Source organism: Streptomyces sp. R-74717 (assembly GCF_047305335.1).
Classification (GTDB): Bacteria; Actinomycetota; Actinomycetes; order Streptomycetales; family Streptomycetaceae; genus Streptomyces; species Streptomyces atratus.
Genome location: NZ_CP102361.1, coordinates 1,048,855 through 1,069,701, shown reverse-complemented (window position 1 = coordinate 1,069,701; position 20,847 = coordinate 1,048,855). Strand labels below are relative to the sequence as shown.

Annotated in this window: 19 protein-coding genes; 14 read left to right on the top strand and 5 right to left on the bottom strand. The window is 70.0% G+C overall.

What is annotated here, in order from left to right; genetic code table 11:
• The first annotated feature begins 70 nt into the window (after positions 1-70).
• Positions 71-952, top strand: a complete 882-nt coding sequence (locus tag NRF20_RS04830; protein WP_398631544.1) for a LysR family transcriptional regulator — start codon at positions 71-73, stop codon at positions 950-952.
• A gap of 110 nt (positions 953-1,062) precedes the next feature.
• Positions 1,063-1,755, top strand: coding sequence for an RraA family protein (locus tag NRF20_RS04825; RefSeq protein WP_398631545.1), 693 nt, complete (start codon positions 1,063-1,065; stop codon positions 1,753-1,755).
• Between the two features lie 134 nt (positions 1,756-1,889).
• Here the strand turns inward: NRF20_RS04825 and NRF20_RS04820 are convergent, their stop codons facing one another.
• Together NRF20_RS04820 and NRF20_RS04815 are read right to left on the bottom strand one after the other, a co-directional pair.
• The gene (locus NRF20_RS04820) at positions 1,890-2,942 is read right to left on the bottom strand and encodes a polyprenyl synthetase family protein (RefSeq protein WP_398631546.1); all 1,053 of its coding nucleotides are present in this window, start codon (positions 2,940-2,942) and stop codon (positions 1,890-1,892) included.
• Entirely contained in the window at positions 2,939-4,003 is a 1,065-nt protein-coding gene (locus NRF20_RS04815; RefSeq protein ID WP_413752063.1) for a tetratricopeptide repeat protein, read from the bottom strand. Before NRF20_RS04815 ends, NRF20_RS04820 begins: the two co-directional genes overlap by 4 nt.
• 419 nt (positions 4,004-4,422) lie before the next feature.
• Here NRF20_RS04815 and NRF20_RS04810 point away from each other — a divergent pair, with 419 nt between their 5' ends.
• From NRF20_RS04810 to NRF20_RS04795, 4 genes are all read left to right on the top strand, one after another.
• Positions 4,423-4,884, top strand: coding sequence for a hypothetical protein (locus tag NRF20_RS04810; protein ID WP_398631548.1), 462 nt, complete (start codon positions 4,423-4,425; stop codon positions 4,882-4,884).
• Between the two features lie 250 nt (positions 4,885-5,134).
• On the top strand, positions 5,135-5,326 hold the full coding sequence (locus NRF20_RS04805) for a DUF6381 family protein (protein WP_398631549.1): 192 nt from the start codon (positions 5,135-5,137) through the stop codon (positions 5,324-5,326).
• A gap of 160 nt (positions 5,327-5,486) precedes the next feature.
• Positions 5,487-6,497 (top strand): MsnO8 family LLM class oxidoreductase, encoded by a 1,011-nt coding sequence (locus tag NRF20_RS04800; protein ID WP_413752062.1) that lies wholly within the window; start codon positions 5,487-5,489, stop codon positions 6,495-6,497.
• A gap of 171 nt (positions 6,498-6,668) precedes the next feature.
• Positions 6,669-8,288 (top strand): APC family permease, encoded by a 1,620-nt coding sequence (locus NRF20_RS04795; RefSeq protein ID WP_398631551.1) that lies wholly within the window; start codon positions 6,669-6,671, stop codon positions 8,286-8,288.
• Between the two features lie 35 nt (positions 8,289-8,323).
• On the opposite strand, the gene NRF20_RS04790 is transcribed toward NRF20_RS04795, so the two are convergent.
• A complete protein-coding gene (locus NRF20_RS04790; protein ID WP_398631552.1) occupies positions 8,324-9,247 on the bottom strand; it encodes an aminoglycoside phosphotransferase family protein in 924 nt (307 codons plus the stop codon).
• A 211-nt stretch (positions 9,248-9,458) separates the two neighbouring features.
• On the opposite strand from NRF20_RS04790, the gene NRF20_RS04785 reads away from it, so the two are divergent.
• Positions 9,459-9,968 carry a mycothiol transferase gene (locus NRF20_RS04785; RefSeq protein ID WP_398631553.1) on the top strand — a complete coding sequence of 170 codons (510 nt, stop codon included), beginning with the start codon at positions 9,459-9,461 and terminating at the stop codon, positions 9,966-9,968.
• Positions 9,969-10,098: 130 nt separating this feature from the next.
• On the opposite strand, the gene NRF20_RS04780 is transcribed toward NRF20_RS04785, so the two are convergent.
• The gene (locus tag NRF20_RS04780) at positions 10,099-10,905 is read right to left on the bottom strand and encodes an SAM-dependent methyltransferase (protein WP_398631554.1); all 807 of its coding nucleotides are present in this window, start codon (positions 10,903-10,905) and stop codon (positions 10,099-10,101) included.
• Positions 10,906-11,118: 213 nt separating this feature from the next.
• On the opposite strand from NRF20_RS04780, the gene NRF20_RS04775 reads away from it, so the two are divergent.
• Positions 11,119-11,361, top strand: coding sequence for a hypothetical protein (locus NRF20_RS04775; protein ID WP_398631555.1), 243 nt, complete (start codon positions 11,119-11,121; stop codon positions 11,359-11,361).
• 48 nt (positions 11,362-11,409) lie between these two features.
• Here the strand turns inward: NRF20_RS04775 and NRF20_RS04770 are convergent, their stop codons facing one another.
• Positions 11,410-11,976 carry a DUF4291 domain-containing protein gene (locus NRF20_RS04770; protein WP_398631556.1) on the bottom strand — a complete coding sequence of 189 codons (567 nt, stop codon included), beginning with the start codon at positions 11,974-11,976 and terminating at the stop codon, positions 11,410-11,412.
• A 212-nt stretch (positions 11,977-12,188) separates the two neighbouring features.
• Between NRF20_RS04770 and NRF20_RS04765 the strand changes: the two genes are divergently transcribed.
• Genes NRF20_RS04765 through NRF20_RS04740 form a run of 6 tightly spaced genes read left to right on the top strand, consistent with a single transcriptional unit; the run spans position 12,189 to position 20,847 of the window.
• Complete coding sequence (locus NRF20_RS04765) at positions 12,189-13,799, top strand: ABC transporter substrate-binding protein (RefSeq protein WP_413752061.1); 1,611 nt, start codon at positions 12,189-12,191, stop codon at positions 13,797-13,799.
• Positions 13,799-14,785, top strand: coding sequence for an ABC transporter permease (locus NRF20_RS04760; protein ID WP_398631558.1), 987 nt, complete (start codon positions 13,799-13,801; stop codon positions 14,783-14,785). The genes NRF20_RS04765 and NRF20_RS04760 overlap by 1 nt, the downstream gene beginning before the upstream one ends.
• 2 nt (positions 14,786-14,787) lie before the next feature.
• Positions 14,788-16,704, top strand: a complete 1,917-nt coding sequence (locus NRF20_RS04755) for a dipeptide/oligopeptide/nickel ABC transporter permease/ATP-binding protein (RefSeq protein ID WP_413752060.1) — start codon at positions 14,788-14,790, stop codon at positions 16,702-16,704.
• Positions 16,701-17,489: an ABC transporter ATP-binding protein gene (locus tag NRF20_RS04750; RefSeq protein WP_398631560.1), complete on the top strand. Its 789-nt coding sequence runs from the start codon at positions 16,701-16,703 to the stop codon at positions 17,487-17,489. The genes NRF20_RS04755 and NRF20_RS04750 overlap by 4 nt, the downstream gene beginning before the upstream one ends.
• Complete coding sequence (locus NRF20_RS04745; RefSeq protein ID WP_413752059.1) at positions 17,486-19,426, top strand: prolyl oligopeptidase family serine peptidase; 1,941 nt, start codon at positions 17,486-17,488, stop codon at positions 19,424-19,426. The genes NRF20_RS04750 and NRF20_RS04745 overlap by 4 nt, the downstream gene beginning before the upstream one ends.
• Positions 19,399-20,847: a serine hydrolase domain-containing protein gene (locus NRF20_RS04740; protein WP_398631562.1), complete on the top strand. Its 1,449-nt coding sequence runs from the start codon at positions 19,399-19,401 to the stop codon at positions 20,845-20,847. Before NRF20_RS04745 ends, NRF20_RS04740 begins: the two co-directional genes overlap by 28 nt.

Below are 20,847 nucleotides of genomic sequence, written 5' to 3'. Positions count from 1 at the left end.
CATCGAAACGCAGCTTCCGTATCGCGTCCAACGATGATCAGTGCATCTTTCATTAGCGATACTGATACTCATGGATCCGCATCTGCTGCGCACCTTCGTCGCCGTCGTCGAAGCCCGCTCCTTCTCCGCCGCCGCCCAGTCCCTTGGCTACACCCAGTCCGCCGTGTCGCAGCACATCGCGGCCCTCGAGAGCGATCTCGGCACTCGGCTGGTGGAGCGCCGGCCGGTCGGGCCGACGGCGGCGGGCGAGCGGCTCATGGAACACGCCCGACCGCTCCTGCTCCGTCTCGACGCGGCCCGTGCCGATGTCGCCCGGGTCGGGCAGACACACAGCGCCGGGCTGACTCTTGCCTGCAGTCCCGCCGCCTTCGCGCCCGCCGTCGCCGAGCAACTGGCCCACCTGCGCAACGACACGCCCGGGCTCGCCGTGGAGATCCGGGTGCTGGGGCGAGAAGCGGTGGCGCAGGCGGTGCTGACGGGCGACGCGGACCTGGGCCTGGCCGACGGTGCCGCGGCGCCCAGCGACCCGCTGCCGCTGCCGGACGCCGGACCCATGACCGGTCTCGCGGTGGCCGAGCAGCCCCTCGCTGTCCTGTTTCCGGCCGATCACCCACTGGCGCGACGGCGCTCGCTGCGGCTCTTCGACCTCGCCGACGCCCACTGGATCGACGCACCCGACACCGCCGTTCCCCTCACGCAACTGCGTGCCGCCGCCAACACCGACGGGTTCCGCCCCCACATCACGTACAGCGGAACCGATGTGCACGGCCTCGGAACGCTTGTCGCTGCCGGGCACGGGCTGACCGCCCTACCCCTTTCCCTCGCCCTCGCGCTACCGGACACGGCCGCTGTCCGTGTCACCGCACCCCGCCTCGTCCACCGCACCGAAGTACTCCACCCGAAGGCCCCGGCAATCATTGCCGGGGCCCTCATTGCCCGGCTCAGCGGCTGACGCGGCCCGTCGACGCGTTGAGACCACGCCAGTAACATCGGGCTCCTGCCACGCTGTTGTATTCGTGTGCCGTTGGCGGGCGACGACCGCACCGTGCCTGGGAGAACGTCATGCTGAAGGTTTTTGATGACCTGTCCACACCACTCGTGGCCGATGCCTGCCTCCGCGTCGACGTGCCGCTGCGTGCCGCACCATCCGGTATCGGAGCGGTGATCTCAGGACACCGGATCGCGGGCCGGGCACTGCCGGTGCGGCACTACGGCAGCGTGGACGTGTTCCTGGAGGCGTTCGGCAAGGCCGAGCAGGGTGACGTGCTGGTCATCGACAACGGCGGCCGGTCGGACGAGGCATGTATCGGAGATCTCGCGGTACTTGAGGCCGAAGCTGCGGGCGTGGCGGCCCTTGTGGTGTGGGGGCTGCACCGCGACACCCCGGAACTGGTGGAGATCGGCCTTCCCGTGTTCAGCTACGGCAACTACCCGCCCGGTCCTGTCCGGTTGGACGAGCGGGAACCGGAGGCCCTGACCACGGCCCGGTTCGGCCCGCACCTGGTGAGCGGGGACGACATCGTCTTCGGCGACGAGGACTGCGTGCTGTTCGTTCCGGCCGAGCACGTGGAAGAAGTGCTGGCGACGGCGCACACGATCCGGCAGACCGAGCGTGAACAGGCCCGCAGGATCAGGGCGGGCGAGACACTGCGCAAGCAGACGTCCTTCGACGACTATCTGGCACAGCGCACAGCCGATCCGTCGTACACCTTCCGGCAGCATCTCCGACGGACCGGTGGGGCCATCGAGGAGTAGAGCAGTTCCGGTGGGCGCGGAGGACCCGTCAGTTCTCCGCCGCAGTTCGGGTTGTGCCGGTGACCGGGTTGCGGCCCCCGGCACCGACAGGGAGAGCCGGGGGAGTGGTGACCCGGTCGGGGTCCCGCGTCGGTTCACATGGTGCGGTCCACGAAGAACGGGAGAAGCGCGAGGATTTCACCGAGCGCAGCCGGGGCCAGCGGAACGCCGTCCAGGCTGCGGCGGGCGCTCTCCAGCTGCTGGTGGGCTTCGGCCAGTGTCGCGGAGCGCCCACCGGCTTCTTCGACGAGGTCGGCTGCCCGCCGCGCGGTGGTGCGGTCGAGCGGGTTGCCGGTGCCGAGAAGCGTGGCGAGACGCCGGGCAGCGGGGTGGTCCGTGGCCAGGGCAGCGAGGACGGGGTACGTCTTCTTCAGCCGGCGCAGATCACTGTGGACGGGCTTGCCCGTGACCTGTGGATCTCCCCAGATCCCCAGAAGATCGTCCACGGCCTGGAATGCCATCCCGAGGTGCCGACCGGCCCTGGCGAGGGCGTCGACGGTCGTGGCAGGGGCTCCGGCCAGCACCCCACCCAGGCCTGCCGCGCAGCCGAGCAGCGCGCCGGTCTTGTGCTCGGCCATCCACCGGTACTCGTGCGGCTGCACCGATTCGGGTCCGGTCCAGGGCCGGGACTCGAAGAGCAGGTCCTCGGCCTGACCGCGCACCAGGTCGGTCAGCGTTCCGGCGAGATGCCGAACCGCCGCTGCACTGTGCGCGCCCGGAGCGTCGGCCAGAGTCTGTACAGCCAGCGCGAAGAGCGCGTCCCCCGCGAGGATCGCGGGGCCGGTCCCGTACACCTTCCAGACGGTGGCGCGCTGCCTGCGCGTCTCGTCGCCGTCCATGATGTCGTCGTGCAGGAGGGAGAAGACATGGATCAGCTCGACGGCGACCGCGCCGACGACGGCGTCCTCCGCAGAGGCACCGGCGGCCTCGGCGCTCAGCAGCGTGAGGGCCTGGCGCACCCCTTTGCCCTGTGAGCCCGTGACGGGTCTGCCGTCCGCCGTGCCCCACCCGAGGGAGAAGGCGGCCATCTCCGTGTGCCACGGGTGCAGACGCTGCACGGCCTGTGCAAGCGCCGGGCGTACGAGGTCGCGGCAGCGGGCGAGGATCTGCGGTGCCGTGGCCCGGTGGGTTACGGGTGGTGGTGTCATCGTCGTCCGCTTTCCTCGTCCGTCTCTCCACCGACCGGTGTCACACCGAGTTCGGCGTACGCCTTGTCCACCATGTCCCGGGCGTTGAGCAGGCCGATCCGGCTCAGGGTGCGGCGCAACTCGTCCAGATCGGCGGCGGTCTCGTTCCGGTCGCGGCCGAGCCGGGCGAGCGACTTGACGAGACCGAGCCGGGCCAGCGCTTCACCGCGGGGTTCGGACATGGCGCGGAACTCGGCGAGCGCTTCCTCGTAGACCTGGCGCGCCTCGTCGTAACGGCGCGCGCGGAAGAGCACGTTGGCGCGCATCTTGTGGTTGTACGCGAGCGCACTGGACAACTTCATCTCGCGGCAGGTGAGTTCGGCCTCCGTGAGCAGGGCGAGGGCACGTTCCGGATCGTCGTCCCGCAGGGAAATGATGTCGGCCATGCCGCGCAGGGCCCACGCGCGGCCACGCCGGTCGTCCGCGTTCCCGGCCAGCTGCGCCGCTTCCTCGAACATGGCCAGGGCGCTGTCGAGCGATCCGGTGTTGCGGTGGATCTGTGCGATGCCCTCCAGTGCCCACACGGTGTGGCGCGCCTCGCCACGTGCGCGCGCCTCGGCGAGCAGTTGTTCGTGCAGGACAGCGACGGTCTGGTAGTCGCCCTGTATCCGCCCGGTCTCCGCAAGGCCGGCGAGGGAGTAGCCACGGGCGACGATATCCCCGCCGCGTTTCCCCATGTCGGCTGCGAGCGCCAACAGCCTGAAAGCGAGCCTGAGTTCACCGCGCTGGCGGGCGAGTGTCCCACCGCTCCACAGAGCCCAGGCCATGGCCCCCAGGTCACCGGCCGAGCGGGCGGCCCGGTAACTGGCCTTCCACGCCTGATCGGCTTCCTTTACGTTGCCGAGCCTGCGGTGCGCCTCGGCGACCGCGAGCCCGCATCGCGCCACTTCCTGTTGTGAGCCGCTGTGCTCGGCCTCCCTCAAGTGACGTACTCCTTCTGCCAGTACATCCGTGAGCGAGGAGTTCACCGACATCTTGGTGAGGGCGCCTTGATACTCGGGCGCCAGTGCCTTGCTGTGCATGGGAGCCTTTCGCGCGCGGCCGGGTCGACAACAGGGAAACTATGCATCTCGTGTATACGTAAAGTGCATAGTTGTCCGGTGGTCGAACCCGGGCACTCGTGGGGGGTCGGACGTGGCTTGTCGCCTGCGGCGAACCGCCTTGCTGTGGATCAAGACGGCAGTGGCGTGTCCGAGGTTGCTCCGCGATCAACAGAAGTCGACATTGCCCGTACCGGGAGGCACTTGAGCACCGCCTCGCAGACGACGAGCCAGGGACAGCAGGTCACGGTGACGGGTAACGCGTCGGCAGCGGCTGTCAGCCCGACCTCATAGTTGAATCGGGCACCGTACCCGGCCGGTCGGGACTCCACGTGAAGCGTCCCCGGCACCTTCTGGCTAAGCTCGACGAAGGGCCGAGTACCGGATCGACGGAGGCTCCCATGATGACCACACTCGAACCGCGCGATGTGCCCCCTCGCCTTGCCACCGGTGCGTTCATCCTGAACTCCGGCCTGGGCAAGCTGAAAGCGGACGCAGAGATGGCCCAGGGCGTGCACGGCATGGCCTGTATCGCCTACCCGTTCCTCAAAAAGATCGAGGCCAAGCGATTCACCCGGCTGCTCGGTCTGTCGGAGATGACCGTCGGCGGAACACTCCTCTGCCCCTTCGTGCCGACCCGACTGGCCGGACTGGTGCTGACAGGGTTCTCCAGCGGCCTGCTCGGCCTGTACCTGCGGGTCCCCGGGATGCGGGAGCCCGGCAGCCTGCGGCCCACCCAGAACGGCACCCCGCTGGCCAAGGACTCCTGGATGCTGGCGATCGGACTCGGCTTCCTGAGCGCGGGCACCCACTGGGCAGGCGCCGGCGCATCCCGCTGTCCTTGGCGCCGGTCCCGCGGCTGACGGGCCGGCCGGGGCCCGGGTGGGCGGCTACGGACGAGCGAGAGCACGGTGAAGGCCCACGTCAGGCGCATCCTGCCTACTCTGGAGGTGGGAAACCGCGTCCGAGCGGCGTCGCCGCCCGGGACGCCGGGCCGGCGGATGACCCTCTGCCGCGTCGGGCGTAACAGTGGGTAACTGCCTGGAGTGTGCTGCCCCGGCAAAGCCTGATCCGTGATGGGGCCCGCGCCGCCCGCAGATCCAAGGAGTGATCATGAGCGAATCAGAAGAATATCGCGGTCGCGTGAGGCAGATGCGCGCCAAGGCGAAGGATCTCAAGGACGCAGCCGAGCGCACCACCGACCCCAAGGAACGCCAACGCCTGAACGAGAAGGCCCGCAGGCTCGAAGCGGAGAGCGATCAGGTCAGCGGCATGGCGAGCGGTGACATCTATCCCATGGAGTAGTCGCCGCCGGGTGGCGGCCGAATGCCAGGGCTGCTCCACCCCGATGCCGTGGGCGCACAACCGTCGCGCAGCCCCTGAGCGCTACTGCTCAGGGGCTGCGCACGTCGACTCCGTGGCAGGCCGGGGGAATCCTGGCGTGGCCCGGACGTTGAACAAGGGTGTGAGCTCTGTGATCGCATCCACCCGGTTCTCCGTGCTCGACCGTTCCCGTACCCGTGAGGGGCACTACGGCCCCGAGGCGCTGCGCGACACCGTGCGCCTCGCCCAGGAGGCCGAGGCGCTCGGCTATCACAGGTTCTGGGTGTCCGAGCATCACAGCGTGCCGGGCGTCGCCGGTTCGGCGCCGACCGTGCTGGCCGCGGCCGTCGCGGCGGCGACAGCCACCATTCGGGTCGGTACGGGCGGCGTGATGCTCCCCAATCATCAACCGCTCGTGGTGGCCGAACAGTTCGGGGTGCTGGAGTCACTCTTCCCCGGCCGGATAGACATGGGGATCGGGCGCTCGGTGGGCTTCACCGACGGCATCCGCAGGGCACTCGGCCGGGACAAGTCGCACGCGCAGGACTTCGCAGGGCAGCTCACCGAACTGCTCGGCTGGCTGGACGGCACGCAGCGAGCCCACCCGCAGGTTCATGCCCGACCCGCCGAGGGCCTGCGCATACCCCCGTTCGTGCTGGCCACCGGCGAGGGTGCCGGTATCGCTGCGGCGGCAGGGCTGCCGCTGGTCGTCGGAGATCTCCGCGGCCGGGAGAAGCTGCTACGGGCCGTCGAGCGCTACCGCCAGGAATTCCGCCCCTCGTCCTGGGCCGCGGAGCCGTACGTGGTCGTGTCGGGCACGATCGCGCTCGCCGGAACCACGGACGAGGCCCGGCGCCTCCTGATACCGGAAGCGTGGTCCATGGCGTACTCCCGGACCCATGGCGTGTTCCCGCCGCTCGCCCCCGCCGAGCGGGTCGAGGCACTGACCATGACGGAGAAGGAGCGCGGCTTCTACGAGAGCGGACTGCGCGGCCACGTCCAGGGCACGGAGGACCAAGTGGTCACGGCGCTCGAAACGGCCATCAAGGAGACCCGTGCGGACGAGGTGCTGGTCACCACCAGTACCTACGACCGTGCGGCTCTGACGGACTCCTTGCGCCGACTGGCCCGTATCGCGGAGCTGACCACCTGACGGCCTCACTACCGGCAGGCGTGTGCCCGGCACTCTGTCATGACGGTCCGACTGCTGACGCAGCGTTCACCCGTATCGGCCCCTCGAACGGCAATCCTTCGGCAGTTCCTGCCATCACGCGTGGCACGCTGGGCTCTCGTATGTCCCCGACCGTGCGAGGAGACGTGCCACGTGCCTCAGAACGAGCCGACGGAGTCGCTCGCCGCCCCTGCGGTGCTGGTCGAGGAGCGCCGACTCCGCAAGGATCTCGGATTCTGGGGCCTGACCGCGATCGGGTTCTCCAACATCCTGGGATCCGGGTGGCTGTTCGCGGCCATGTACGCCGCCCAGACCGCCGGGCCCGCCGCCCTGCTGTCCTGGATCGCGGCCGGTGCGCTCTGCGGCTTGGTCGCTCTGGTCATGGTGGAACTCGGGGCCACCCGTCCGGAGGGCGGAGGCACCGTGCGCTGGCCGCTGTACGCGAGCGGGCGACTGGTCGGTACGGTGATCGGCTGGTCCGTCCTGCTCTCCGTCGGCGGTACGGCGGCGGAGATCAGCGCCATCATGCAGTACGCCGCGCACTATCTGCCGGGCTTGTACGACGGCGGCAACCTCAGCGCCACGGGCCTCGGTGTGGCTGTCGCGCTGAGCGTCGTGCTGACCGTGCTCAACTGGTTCGCCGTGCGAATGTTCGCCCGGCTGAACAACCTGGTGTCGGTGTTCAAGGTCGTCGTCCCCGTCGTCACGGTCATTGCGCTGTTCCTCTCGGGCACGCACTCCGGGCGCCTCACCGACCACGGTGGCTTCGCACCGTACGGCTACGCGGCATGCCTCACTGCTCTCGCCGGTGGCGGCATCGTCTACTCCGTCAACGGGTTCCAGGCTCCGCTCGACTTCTCGGGAGAGGCCCGCAATCCACGCCGTAACGTGCCGGCCGCTGTGCTCACCGGTATCGGCCTTGCCGTGCTGGTCTACCTGGGGCTCCAACTGGCGTTCCTGTTCACGGTGCCCGAGTCCCTGCTGGGCAACGGCTGGCAGGGAGTCGACTTCGAGTCGCCGTTCGGGCAGCTCGCCCTGGTGCTCAACCTGCACTGGCTCGCCACCCTGCTCTACGCCGACGCGGTGATCTCTCCCGGCGGTTCGGCCTACGTGGGGGTGGCGATCGATGCCCGGCACACGTACGCGCTCGCCAAGAACGGCCTGCTGCCCCGCTTCTTCATGCGGATCGATGCCCGGTCCGGCATGGCGCACCGGGCGCTGGTGCTCAACCTTGCCGTCATCATCGTCTTCATGCTGCCGTTCGGCGGCTGGCAGGACATCGTGAGCGTGATGGGCGACATGTATCTGCTCATCTACGCGGCCTCGGCGGTCGCCGTCGCGGCGTTCCGGGCACACGAGCGGGAGAGCGGAGTGCCGCGGACGGAGGGCGAGGTGCCGGGGGTGCGCTGGATCGCGCCGGTCAGTTTCATCGTGGCCGGCGAGTTCGTCTTCTGGTCGGGGTGGCACGATCTGCGGCTCGCACTGCCACTCGTCCTGCTCGGCGTCCCGCTGTTCCTGTTGCAGCAGCGTGGTACCGAGGGGCCTTCGCCGCGCGTCGAGTTGCTCCACGGCGCCTGGCTGGTCTGTCATCTGGCCGCGCTGACGCTGCTGTCATGGCTCGGCACCTTCGGCGGTTCCGGCCACCTGCCGGCACCGTACGATTCCGTGGTGGTCGCGATCGTGTCCCTTGGCGTCTTCGTGTGGGCGGTGCACTCGGGCGCCGACCACCTCAGAACGGCTCCGGCCGCAGCGCCTGCGGACCCGCCGGTCTGAACCCGCATCTGGCCTTCTGGGCAGCACTCCTGCGCCTATCGGCCCAGCAGGGCAGTGGCGATGGCGACCTGGGCCGGCTCCAGTGCGGTCCTGCCGTCGTCGATGTCCCACAACGCGTTCTGCAGGACGCGACCGAGTGTCCAGCCCGTCGCCCGCTGCCGGTCCAGGCCGAGTACCTCGGTCAGCAGGTCGAAGCGGCGGAGCACCGCGCGTGACACGTCGCCGGTCGCCATTACCTCCGCCCACCGGTTGTCCATCGCCGGCAGCAGCTCGAAACCGGGGTCGCCGGCCAGGGGTTCGGGATCGATGGCCAGCCAGGGTTCCCGCTGCCCGGCGAGGATGTTGTCGTAGTGCAGGTCCCAGTGCAGCAGGCGGTCGCCGGGTTCGCCGGTCAGTTCGGCCACCGCTGCCGCGCAGGTGCGTACCAGCTGTTGCTCGGCAGGGTCACGTAGCCTCGGCACGGCGCGTGGCGCCTCATCGAGCATGGCCGTGGCGATGTCGGCCAGGTGTCGAAGACCCCGCGGCGCGGGCACCGCGACCAGGCGGGCCATCAGCTCGGCGAGGATCTGCACGGCTGCGGTGTCGTCGGCCACCGACGACAGCGGCCGGGCCGCGTCCAGTCGTTCCAGCAGCATGGTGCCGGTGTCCGGGTCGTGGTCGAGCAGGCGCACGACTCCATTGCCGTTCCACGCCCGCAGGCCGGGCGCCGCCCCGATGTTGTCCTCGGTGACCTGCTGGAGCTTCAGCACCGCGGGTGTACCGTCCGCGCGGGTCACGGGCAGTACGAGTGAGGCCATGCCATGTGCTGCAAGGCCGTCCGGCCGCAGTGTCCAACGGCCCAGGAACTCCGCGGCCAGTCCCGGCAGCGCGGTGATCCAGGCACGGCCGGACGCGCCGCCGTTCCGGCCGTACGACGCGGCGAACGCGTCGGGGACGTCGATGGGGTTCGGCGTGGTCATGTTGGTTCTTCTCCTTCGTCGGAATCGGGTTCGCCCAGGTACGAAGGAGGCCACGGGGGTGCCCGGATTCCGGGCAGGTGTCAAAGCATGTCTCCACCCTACGCGGAATGCTGAATTGCCCCTGTGCGTCAGGGGCGGTGACCGGCGGCCGAGTCGTGTGCGGCGCGTGTCGGTGGCAGGGGACGAGCGCGAGAGCGGAGAGGGTGATGGCATGAACAGTGCTGACCTTTTGACGGACGCGTTCACCCGCGTCCAGGAGACGGTGCACTCGGTGGTCGAGGGCCTTTCACGCGCCGACCTCCACGCTCGCCTCGACGACGGAGCGAACACGATCGCGTGGCTCGTGTGGCACCTCACCCGGATCCAGGACGACCACATCTCGGATGCGGCAGGTATCGAGCAGGTCTGGTTCACCCGGGACTGGGCCTCCCGTTTCGATCTGCCCTTCGCGAAGGACGCCACCGGGTACGGACACAGCAGCGCAGACGTCGCGGCTGTGCAGGTGGGCTCGCCCGAACTGCTGCTCGGCTACTACGACGACGTCCATGAACAGACTCTCGGATTCATCAGTGGGCTCGACGGCAGGGCTCTGAACCGCATCGTCGACGAGGCATGGTCGCCGCCGGTCACCCTCGGGGTCCGTCTGATCAGCGTCATCTCGGACGACCTGCAGCACGCAGGCCAGGCGGCCTTCGTACGGGGCGCGCTCGAGCGCCGGTAGAACTCGACGCGAGCGGGGGCCTGTTGTGCCGTCGGACGGCGTCGGCGCACTCCGATCCCTGTTCCATCCCCTGGTCCTCCGAGCCGAGGTCGCGGACCGTGCGGCCTCGGCTCGGGGGGACCCCGGTGTCTCAGGCCTTGAGCCCGACGCCGCTCACCGCATGACCTTGCAGGGTTTCCGCCGGGCTCTGGTCGGGATCGGGGCGCCAGGCCGATGTCCGCACGACGCCCGGTTCCACCAGGTCCAGGCCGTGGAAGAAGTCGGCGATCCGTTCAGGGCTGCGCAGATGGTAAGAGCTTGCCGAGTTCGCGTTGTAGGAGGCGACGGCCTGGTTCAGCGAGTCACTCGTGTTCGTGCCGTCGCTGAGGGCCAGATAGCTTCCTGAGGGGAGCGCGGCCACCAGCCGGTCGACCAGCGCCCACGGGTCGTCCTCATCGGGGAGCTGCCCCATGATCCCCAGCATGGTCAGCCCGACGGGCCGGCTGAAGTCCAGCGTCTTCGCGGCCTCGGCGAGAATCGCGTCGGCGTCCCTGACGTCGGCGTCGATGTATGCGCACGCGCCCTCGGGGGTGCTGGTGAGCAGGGCGCGGGCATGGGTCAGGACGAGTGGGTCGTTGTCGACGTACACAATGCGGGAATCCGGGGCCACCCGCTGGGCCACCTCGTGCGTGTTGTCGGCTGTCGGTAGGCCCGTGCCTATGTCGAGGAATTGACGGATGCCCGCCTCTGCGGTCAGGAAGCGCACGGCGCGGGCGAGGAAGGCCCGCTGGAGGCGGGCGATGGCGGCGAAGTCCGGGAACGCTTTGAGGATCATGTCGCCCATTTGGTGGTCGACGGAGTAGTTGTCCTTGCCGCCCAGGAGATAGTTCCACACGCGTGCCGAATGCGGCCGGTCCGTCTGAAGCCTGTCGGCCGGAGACTGCGAAGATGTACTCATGGCCAGATCCTCACATATGCCACCCGCGCCTGCCTGACGTATTGATCACCGGCGACGCCCCGGGCGGGGATGGACCTCCTGCCGGAGGTGCATCCGAGGGGATCGCAGTCACGGACCGTCGGTCAACAGGAACCCGCTGTGGTGCACTTGGCGGCCCCGGGCCCGTCGCGCTGCCTGTGCCCACTGTTCTTCGCGCCGCCACCGGAAGACACCGTGGCTGCCCTCGCGGTCGACGGAACGGACGGTCCATGGAGGCCCGCGAAGGCAGACGATGTCGTGGCGGCATACTGCCGAGATGTACTCCGATGCCGATGCCGCCGTGCTCTACTGGCGGAGTGGAGCCGCTTCGACGGCTCCACCACCGAGTACGTCTACCGCCTGCTCACCGACCCGACAGTCCCGCATTCGGCAGCCCGCTACTTCGACACCCACTGGTTCCAGAGCTGTGCCGACTGAACAACTCAGCGGCCGGGCGCATGAGCCGAGGCCGGTACGGGGCGGCGCTCACGCGTCGATGAGGACATTCCTCGCGATGGCCGGAGGCATCGGGTAGATCCGCTCGGGCGGAAGCAGCCGCTGGGCCTGCGCGGTCCGGCCGCTCTGCTTGAGTGCCGCGATCTTGCGGGCCTGTGGAGTGACGTCGGTCAGGTCGACGACCCAGTCCTCCGCGAAGGCGCGGATCAGTCCGCGTCCGACCCCGACCTGGATGCTGTAGTGATTGAGCGCGGCTCCCCGCAGCGAGCGTTCGGGATCCCACTGGACGTGTACGGGGGCCCGGGCGACGGCCGCCGGGTCGGCCGTCGTCAGCACGGCCCGGGAGAGGGCCTCCTCCCATCCGGCACGGGTGATCCGTACCGCGAGGATGCGTTCCTGTCCCGACTTCTGTGCCCAGTTACTACGGTGCATGAGCCACAGGAAAGACGGTTTGATCCAGGTCATCCGGTTGAACGAGAACGGTGGCACAAACCGTTTCGCCCGCAGGGACGGATCAGCGACTGCCGGTGAGTACGCCTGGTAGACCACGATCGTCCGGGCATCGTAGTGGGCTCGTACCTGGTGCTGGGGGGCCATGTGCCAGAGGCTGCCAGGGATCCGATTCCGGCGCGATCGGATTTCTCCCCGCCCGACCGGACTGTTCAGGCCCTCGCGCTCTCGCGTTCGTCTTCGTCGTGGCGCACCGTCGGCGAGTCGGTTTTTCGTGCTTCGCGACCACTCGGGGCCGGTGTGCGGCTGCCTAATGTTCCCTCACTCGGCGGCGGCGTGCCGCTCCCTCGGAGGTGACCATGGCCAGCACCGCAGGCACGGAGACGAGAAGCAGAACCACGCGCGGGACCCGGTCGGTGGCCGCGGTGGCCACGGTGCTCGGCCTGGTCGCCGCCGCGGCCGCCTGCGGCGGCGGCTCGTCCGCCGACGGCGGTGATGGGTCGACGGTGGTGCTTGCCGTCGCCGCCGACCCGGGCACACTCAGCCCCACCACAGCGCTGGCCAGCACGGCAATTTCGATGAACTCCTTCGCGTACGACACGCTCGTGCATTTCGCAGCCGACGGTTCGCTGGTTCCAGGGGTGGCCGAGAAATGGTCCGCCACGTCCACCACCGCGCAGTTCACCATCCGCTCCTGGGTGACCTGCGAGGACGGATCGCCGCTCACCGCGGACGACGTGGCCGCCGAGTACAACCACATCGCCGATCCGAAGAACCAGTCTCCGATGCTCGGGCTGTCCGTCCCCGTCACCGCTGTCGCGAAGGCCGACAGGGCGAGCCGGACCGTCACCGTGACCACGACGAAACCGGCGCCGTTCATCGTACAGATGGCCCGGCTGCTGCCGCTGCTCTGCAAGAAGAGCCTGGCGGCGCCCGATGCGCTGGCCAAGGCCACCAACGCGAGCGGACCGTACCGGTTGACCGAAGCGGTTCCGGGCGACCACTACACGTATGTCAAGCGGGACGGATACGTCTGGGGGCCCCGCGGATCCACCGGCGCGGGCCTCCCCGGCAAGCTGGTGTTCAAGGTGGTCGCCAACGAGTCGACCGCGGCCAATCTCCTGATGGCCGGACAGATAAGCGGGGCCTTGATCAGCGGTGCCGACCAGGAACGGCTGGACGCGGCCGGGGTGAAGAACGAGAGCATCGAGGCGCTGTTCGGGCAGTTCCTGTTCAACCAGGCCGTCGGCCGTCCGGGCGCCGACCCGGCGGTGCGCAAGGCCTTGGTCTCCGTACTGGATCTGAAGCAGCTCGGAAACGTGGCCACCGGCGGCAAGGGCAGACCCGCCACCGCGATCGGCGAGACCGCCCCCACTCCCTGTACCGGCGACACGGTGACCGGGAACCTCCCCGGCCATGACCCCGCACAGGCCGCCGCCGCGCTCACCGCCGCCGGCTGGGCGAAGACCGGCGGCACCTGGACCAAGGACGGCAAGCCCCTCACCGTCGGGCTCAGTTATCCGACCAATCAGGGCGCACAGGTCGCCTCGGCGGTCGAACTGGCCGTCCAGCAGTGGACGTCCTTCGGCGTGAAGGCGTCGGCGAAGCCCACGGGTTCCTCCAGCATCCTCAGTACCCTCAGCGGCGGCGACTGGGACGTCGCCTGGGCACCCATCGGAGTCACGCTCCCGGACCAGCTGACCCAGTTCTACGACGGACCGCCACCGCCCAAGGGCAACAACTTCGGCTCCATCACCAACGCCGACTACCACCGCCTCGCCGCGCAGGCCTCGGCCAGAATCGGCGCCTCGGGCTGTGCCCTGTGGGAAGCGGCCGATGCCGCCCTGGTCAAGGACGTCGACATCGCGCCCATCGTCAGCAGGCCGCTGCGGTACTACGGAAAGGGCATCACCTTCAAGGTGGACGGCGCCGGCATCATCCCCAGCACTCTGCGGCGGAGCGCCGGCTGATGGCGACGATCACCCTGAACTCCCCGGGTACGACGGCTCGCAGCCCCTGGGTCGGCTTCGCCCTGCGCCGCACCTGGCGGCTGGTGGTGTCGCTGGCCGCGCTGGTCACGGCCGCCTTCGCGATGATCCATCTGATCCCCGGCGACCCGGTGCGGACGGCCCTCGGCAGCACCGCCGACCCGGCGCTGATCGCCGCCCGCAGACACTCGCTCGGCCTGGACCAGTCGCTGCTGAAGCAGTACGGCGACTTCGTGGGCCATCTCTTCCAGGGCCGGCTCGGTGACTCGATCGGCGCACAGATGCCCGTCTCCGAGATCATCTCCAGCAGGCTCCCGGCGACCCTGCAGATCGCCGTCCCCGCGTTCGTACTGATCCTGCTGCTCGCCATCCCGGTCGGGATGACCGCCGCCGTACTGACCAAGGACGGCCGCAGACGGCGCGGCGAGCTCGCCTTCACCGGCCTCACCGGCTTCCTGGGCGCGGTGCCCGAATTCCTGCTGGCGGTCGGCCTGATCGCGGCGTTGGCCGTAGCCTGGCCGGTCTTCCCGGTGGCTTCGCGGGGCGGCATGGACTCCTACGTACTGCCGGTGCTGGCACTGACCGTCGTCCCGGCGGCCACGCTGTCGCGCATCGTCAGGGTGGAGACCCTGCGGGTGCTCGGCGAGGACTACATGCGTACGGCGCGGGCGAAGCGGCTCCCGGCCCGGCTGCGCTATCTGCGGCACGCGCTGCCCAATCTGCTGACCTCCTCGCTCACCCTGGGCGGCCTGCTGTTCAGTTCGCTGCTCGCCGGCACCGTACTGGTCGAGAACGTCTTCGCCTGGCCCGGCCTCGGCACCACGATCGTCCAGGCGATCACCGAGAAGGACTATCCGCTGGTCCAGGGCGTCGTGCTGGTCTACGGGGCGGCCGCACTGCTGATCACCTTCGCCGTCGACGTGGCCGTGGCCGTCGCCGACCCCCAGTCCACCGTCCGCGGGAGTTGACGATGCCTCATCAGGACCAAGACACGTCGCTGCGGCACCGGCTGGGGCGCACGCTCAGGACGCCGATCGGTGTCACCGCTCTCACCGCCTGTCTGCTGGTGGCGCTGGTCGCCGTGTTCGGGCCCGTCCTGCTCGGTGATCAGGCCGCGCGGATCGACACGGACGCGATCAACCAGGGCAGCAGTGCCGCCCATCTCCTGGGCACCGACCAGCTCGGCCGCGACATCGCCGCCCGCGTGGTGGTGGCGACCCGGCTGACCCTGCGACTCACCCTGCTGGCAGCCGTGATCGGGGTCGGTGGCGGGCTGCTGCTCGGTGTGGCACCGGCGGTCGTGGGCCGACGCCTCGGCCGGCTGATCACCGCCACCGTGGGTGTACTGGTCGCCTTTCCCGGGCTGCTGTTCCTGCTCTTCCTCGCCACGATCTTCGGGGTGGGCAGCACCGGCGCGGTGTTCGCCGTGGGGCTGGCCATGGTCCCGCCCATGGCACGGCTGGTGCAGAACCTGACGGCTTCGATCGCGGGCTCGGACCATGTCGCTGCGGCACGGATCCTCGGCGTGGGCCGGTTCAAGCTGGTGGTACGTCATCTGCTCCCCAACATCGCCGAGCCGTCGGTGCTGTTCGCCACCCAGGCGGCAGGGGGCATCCTGGTCGCCTTCTCCGGCCTCTCGTTCCTCGGACTGGGCGTACAGCCGCCGGAGTACGACTGGGGGCGGCTGCTCAACGAGCAGTTGAACCGGATCTATGTGAACCCGGCGGCGGCACTCGCGCCCGGCGCGGCCGTGGTCCTCACGGGGCTGATGTTCGGGCTGGTCGGTGAAGTACTCGCACAGGCCGGCGGCCGACGTGCGCCGCAGGCCCGGGAGGCGACGCCGCAGCAGCAGGTGAAGCCGCAGGATGAAACGGCCCCTGACGGTGACGGCGGGGCATTGGTCCGGGCGCGGGATCTTCGGGTGACGTTCCCGGGCGGGCGCCAGGCCGTACGCGGGATCTCGTTGAGCATGGGCGTGGGCGAGGCCGTCGGCCTGGTCGGCGAATCGGGTTCCGGAAAGAGCCTCACCGCGCTGGCACTGGCGGACCTCGTCCCGCATCCCGGACGGGTCTGCGCCGGCACCCTCCGCTTCGACGGGCACGATCTGCGGGCGGACCCGCGCCTGGGCACCGAACTGGCCATGGTCTTCCAGGACCCGATGGCCTCGCTCAATCCGGCTCTGCGCGTGGGCCGCCAGCTCACCGAGGTGGCCGAGGTGCACCTCGGCGCGACCCGCGCACAGGCCACGGCACGCGCCGTGGACCGGCTCGGTGCAGTCCGTATCCCCTCACCGGAGCGGCGCGCCCGGCAGCGGCCGCACGAGTACTCCGGCGGGATGCGACAGCGGGCCGTCATCGCGATGGGCCTGATGGGGGAGTCGAAACTGATCATCGCCGATGAGCCGACCACGGCGCTCGACGTGGCCGTCCAGCAACAGGTGCTCGACCTGCTCGCCGAGGTACGCGAGGACTCCGGCGCCGCGCTGCTCCTGATCTCGCACGACCTCGCCGTCGTCGCCCAGGTCTGCGAACGGGTCCTGGTGATGTACGGAGGCCTGATCGTCGAGGACCTCCCGGTTGCCCAGCTGGCCGGCGGCGCGGCCCACCCGTACACCCGGGCACTGGTGGGGGCGGTCCCGACGATGGCCACGGATCCCGGCACCGAGCTGGCGACCATCCCCGGCCGCCCGCCGGAACCGGGGGAGGCCGGCGCGGGATGCCCCTTCGCACCGCGCTGCGAACGTGCCCGGGAACGCTGCCACGACGACGCCCCCGGGCTGGCCGGCTTCGGGCCGGGCCGACAGGTCGCCTGCTGGTACCCCGTGGACGCGGTAACGACCGGCGCCCCCGACCGGGCCACCTCACACGGAGCGGAGGCGACGTCATGAGCTCACTCGAACTGCGCGGTATCACCGTGCGCTACGGCCGCTTCACCGCGGTGGAGAACGTCGACCTGCTGGTGCCCGAGGGCACGGTCACCGGACTGGTGGGCGGATCGGGGTCGGGTAAATCGACCCTTGGAAAGGCCGTCGTCGGGCTGGCCCCGATGCGGTCCGGGCGCGTACTGGTCGCCGGGAGCGATGCCGGGCGCCGGCGCGGGCGCAGCCCGGTGCAGCTGGTGTTCCAGAATCCGTACGCCTCGCTCGACCCGCGCATGACCATCGGCGCAACGGTCGCCGAAGCGCTGCCCCGCGAAGCAGTCTCACGCGAAGCACCCACCCGCAAGGCACCGGCACGCGAACGCCGGGCCGCACGCGACGCGGAGGTGGCCCGCTACCTGGAGCTCGTCGGCATCGACCCCGCACGGGCGGTACTCACCCCGGACGCGCTCTCGGGCGGCCAGCGTCAACGGGTGGCCCTGGCAAGGGCCTTGGCAGCCAGGCCCGCCGTGCTGATCGCGGACGAGATCACCTCGGCCCTGGACGTGTCCGTACAGGGCGCGGTGCTCAATCTGCTCCGCCGGCTCCAGCGCGAACTGGGTTTCGCGATGCTCTTCATCTCCCACAACCTCGCGGTCGTCCGCTACTTGTCCGACCAGGTCGCCGTGATGGACGGCGGGCACCTCGTCGAGTGCGGCCCCACCGAACGGGTGCTGGAGCGACCGGAGCACCCGACGACCCGGAACCTGATCTCCTGCGTACCCACCCTTGCCCTCGCCGAGGAGGCGTCATGACCCGACCACTGACGATCGACGACTTGTACCGGTTCGAGATCCCCGGCGATCCCGCACTGTCCCCCGACGGCGAACGCGTCGCCTACACACTGACCACCCAGGACGCCGAGAACGACCGCGTGGTGCGCTCCATCTGGGAGGTACGCAGCGCAGGCGGCCCGGCCCGGCGGCTCACCCACGGTCCCGCGGACACCGCGCCGCGCTGGTCCCCGGACGGGACGCAACTGGCGTTCCTGCGCGGGGGACAGCTCCATCTGCTGCCCGTCGACGGAGGGGAGGCCGTAGCGCTCACCACGCCCGCCCGGTGCCCGGCGGGGGCGGGCACACCGGTCTGGAGCCCGGACGGATCACGGATCGCGTTCTCGGCCCCCGCGACCCGGCGCGACGACAGCGCACCCGTGGTCATCGACGCCCTCGGCTGGAAGGCGGACGGCGTGGGCCTGATCGGGTCGGTCCGGACGCAACTGTTCGTGGTCGGGACGGAATCGGGCGAGGTCAGGCAGCTCACCGAGGCCGACCGGCACGTCGGCTCGCCCACCTGGTCGCCCGACGGCACACAGCTCGCCTACCCGGCGCAGAGCGGCCCCGACGCGGCTGTCCTCGGGACCTCGGCCGCCCATGTCGTAGGGGTCGGGGAAGACGCGCCCGAGCCCCGCCGGGTCGGCCCGGCCGGCGGTCTCGCCGGGCCGGTGAGCTGGTTCCCCGACGGGTCCGCGCTGCTCGTCGTCGGCCGGAACACGTTCGGTGTCGGCCACCTGGAACTGCTGCGCCAGCCCCTGGACGGATCGGCGCCGGTGTCCATCAGCGCAGCCCTGGACCGCAACGTCATGGGCGGCGGCCCGGGCTACCCGGGCGCGCTGCCTCAGTTCCACGGCGACGACATCGTGTTCTGCGCCCGCGACCGGGGCGCCACCCGCCTGTACCGGGTGGACGCGGCCGGGATCAGCGCCTCCCCGCTGCCCGCCGGCACCGGGGTCAGCGGCTGTTCGGTCGCGACGAAGGCCGGGCGAGCGGCGGTGGTGGTCTCCGACGCGTCGAGCTTCGCCGAGATCGCTCTGCTCGACCTGGACGCCTGGACGTCCGGGGAACCGGGCGAGCCCTCGGCCGGGCGACAGCCCGCGCGACTCACCGACCACATGGCCCGGTCACTGCCCGAGATCGCCCTCCACCCGGTCACCGAACGCGAGTTCACCATCTCGGACGGGACAGTGGTGCACGGCCTGATCACCCGTGCCGCTCAGACACCCCCGGGTGGGCCGCTGCTGGTCGACGTGCACGGCGGCCCGCACAACGCCTGGGCGCCGCACTCCGACCCGGTCCACCTCTACCACCAGGAGCTGGCCTCGCAGGGCTGGACGATCCTGACGCTGAACGTCCGCGGCAGCGACGGCTACGGCGAGGCGTTCTACACGGCCGCCGTGGGTGCCTGGGGCGAGACCGACGAACAGGACGTCCTGCAACCGGTCGCCACCCTCGTCGCCGAGGGGCTCGTCGATCCGGAACGGATCGCGCTCACCGGCTACAGCTACGGCGGCTATCTGACCTGCTGGCTCTCCGCCCGCAGCGACCTCTTCGCCGCCGTCGTACCGGGCGGCATCCTGGTCGATCTGAAGAGCATGGCCGGCACCTCCGAAGAAGGACACCTGATCGCCGCCCACGAGATCGGCGACCCAAAACGGCTGACGGCGCTCTCGCCGATCAGCCATGCCGACGCGGTGCGCGCGCCCACCCTGATCCTGCACGGTGGCACGGACGACACCTGCCCGGTCGGCCAGGCCGAGCAGTGGTTCCACGCCCTGCGCAGCCGGGACGTGCCGGTCCGGCTGGTCGTGTACCCCGGTGGTTCGCACCTGTTCCTCCTGGACGGCCGGCCCTCGCACCGGGAGGACTACTCCCGCAGGCTGATCGAATGGGTCACGACGCACACCGACCGCTGAACCCGCTGAACACCCTGGAACCGCTGAACGAAACGGAATTGGAGCCGAACATGACCGACACCACCGACCTGTCCGCCCGCTGGACCGCCCGCCTCACCGAACTGGCCGCCCGTCACTCCGTCCCCGGTGCCAGTCTCGGCATCCTGCACCGCGGCGAACTGATCGCCGAGGCGGCCGTAGGCCTGGCCAACACCGACGCCGGGATCGAGACGACCACCGACACCCTGTTCCAGATCGGCTCGATCTCCAAGGTGTGGACCACCACGGTGGCCATGGCCCTGGTCGACGAGGGCCTGCTCGAACTGGATGCGCCCATCGTCTCCGTACTTCCCGAACTGCGGCTCGCGAACGAGGAGCTGACCCGTGGCGTGACGCTCCGACACCTCCTGGACCACACCAGTGGCATCGACGGCGACCTCTTCACCGACACCGGCCGGGGTGACGACTGCCTGGAGAAGTTCGCCGCGCTGCTGGGCGACGGCACTCCCAACCACCCGCTCGGCGCCACGATGTCGTACTGCAACGCGGGCTTCACGCTGCTCGGCAGGGTGCTGGAAGTCGTCACCGGCGTCCAGTGGGACGAGCTGATGCGGGACCGTCTGTTCCGTCCGCTCGGTCTGACGCACACCGTGACCCTGCCGGAGGAGGCGCTGCGCTTCCGCGCCGCCATCGGACATCTGGGGGATCCGCCGGTGCAGGCCCCGCTGTGGGGGCTGATGCGTTCGGCCGGACCGGCCGGACTGATCTGCTCGACGCCGCGCGAGGTACTGCAGTTCGCCCGGCTGCACCTCGACAACGGCGTCACCGAGGAAGGCACCAAGGTCCTCTCGGCCGAGGGTGTCACCGCCATGCAGACCCCGCAGGTCGAGCTACCTGACCCGTACATCCTGGGAAACGCCTGGGGGCTGGGCTGGTTCCTCGACACCTGGGACGGACAGCGGGTGTACGGACACGACGGCGGCACGATCGGGCAGAGCGCGTTCCTGCGGGTGCTGCCCGAGGCCGACCTGGCGATCTGCCTGCTCACCAATGGCGGCGACACCATGAGCCTCTACCGGGACGTGTTCTCGGAGATCGTCCAGGAGCTGGCCGGTATGACGATGCGCACCGGCATCCAGCCGGCCACGGAGCCGGTTGCGGTGGACCCCGCCGACTACGTCGGTGTGTACGAGCGGCTCTCCAGCCGGGTCGAGATCGTGGAGCGGGACGGCGGCCTGGTGATGCTCAACCGGATCACCGGACCGCTGGCCGAAGTGACCCCCGACACGGAGCAGGAGTACGAGCTGCACCCGGTCGAGCCGGGGCTCTTCGTGGTGCAGCGGTCGGGGATGAAGCTCTGGGTCCCCGTCGTGTTCTACACACTCGCCGACGGCACGCCCTACATTCACCACGGTGGCCGCGCCACCCCCAAGGTGGGCTGA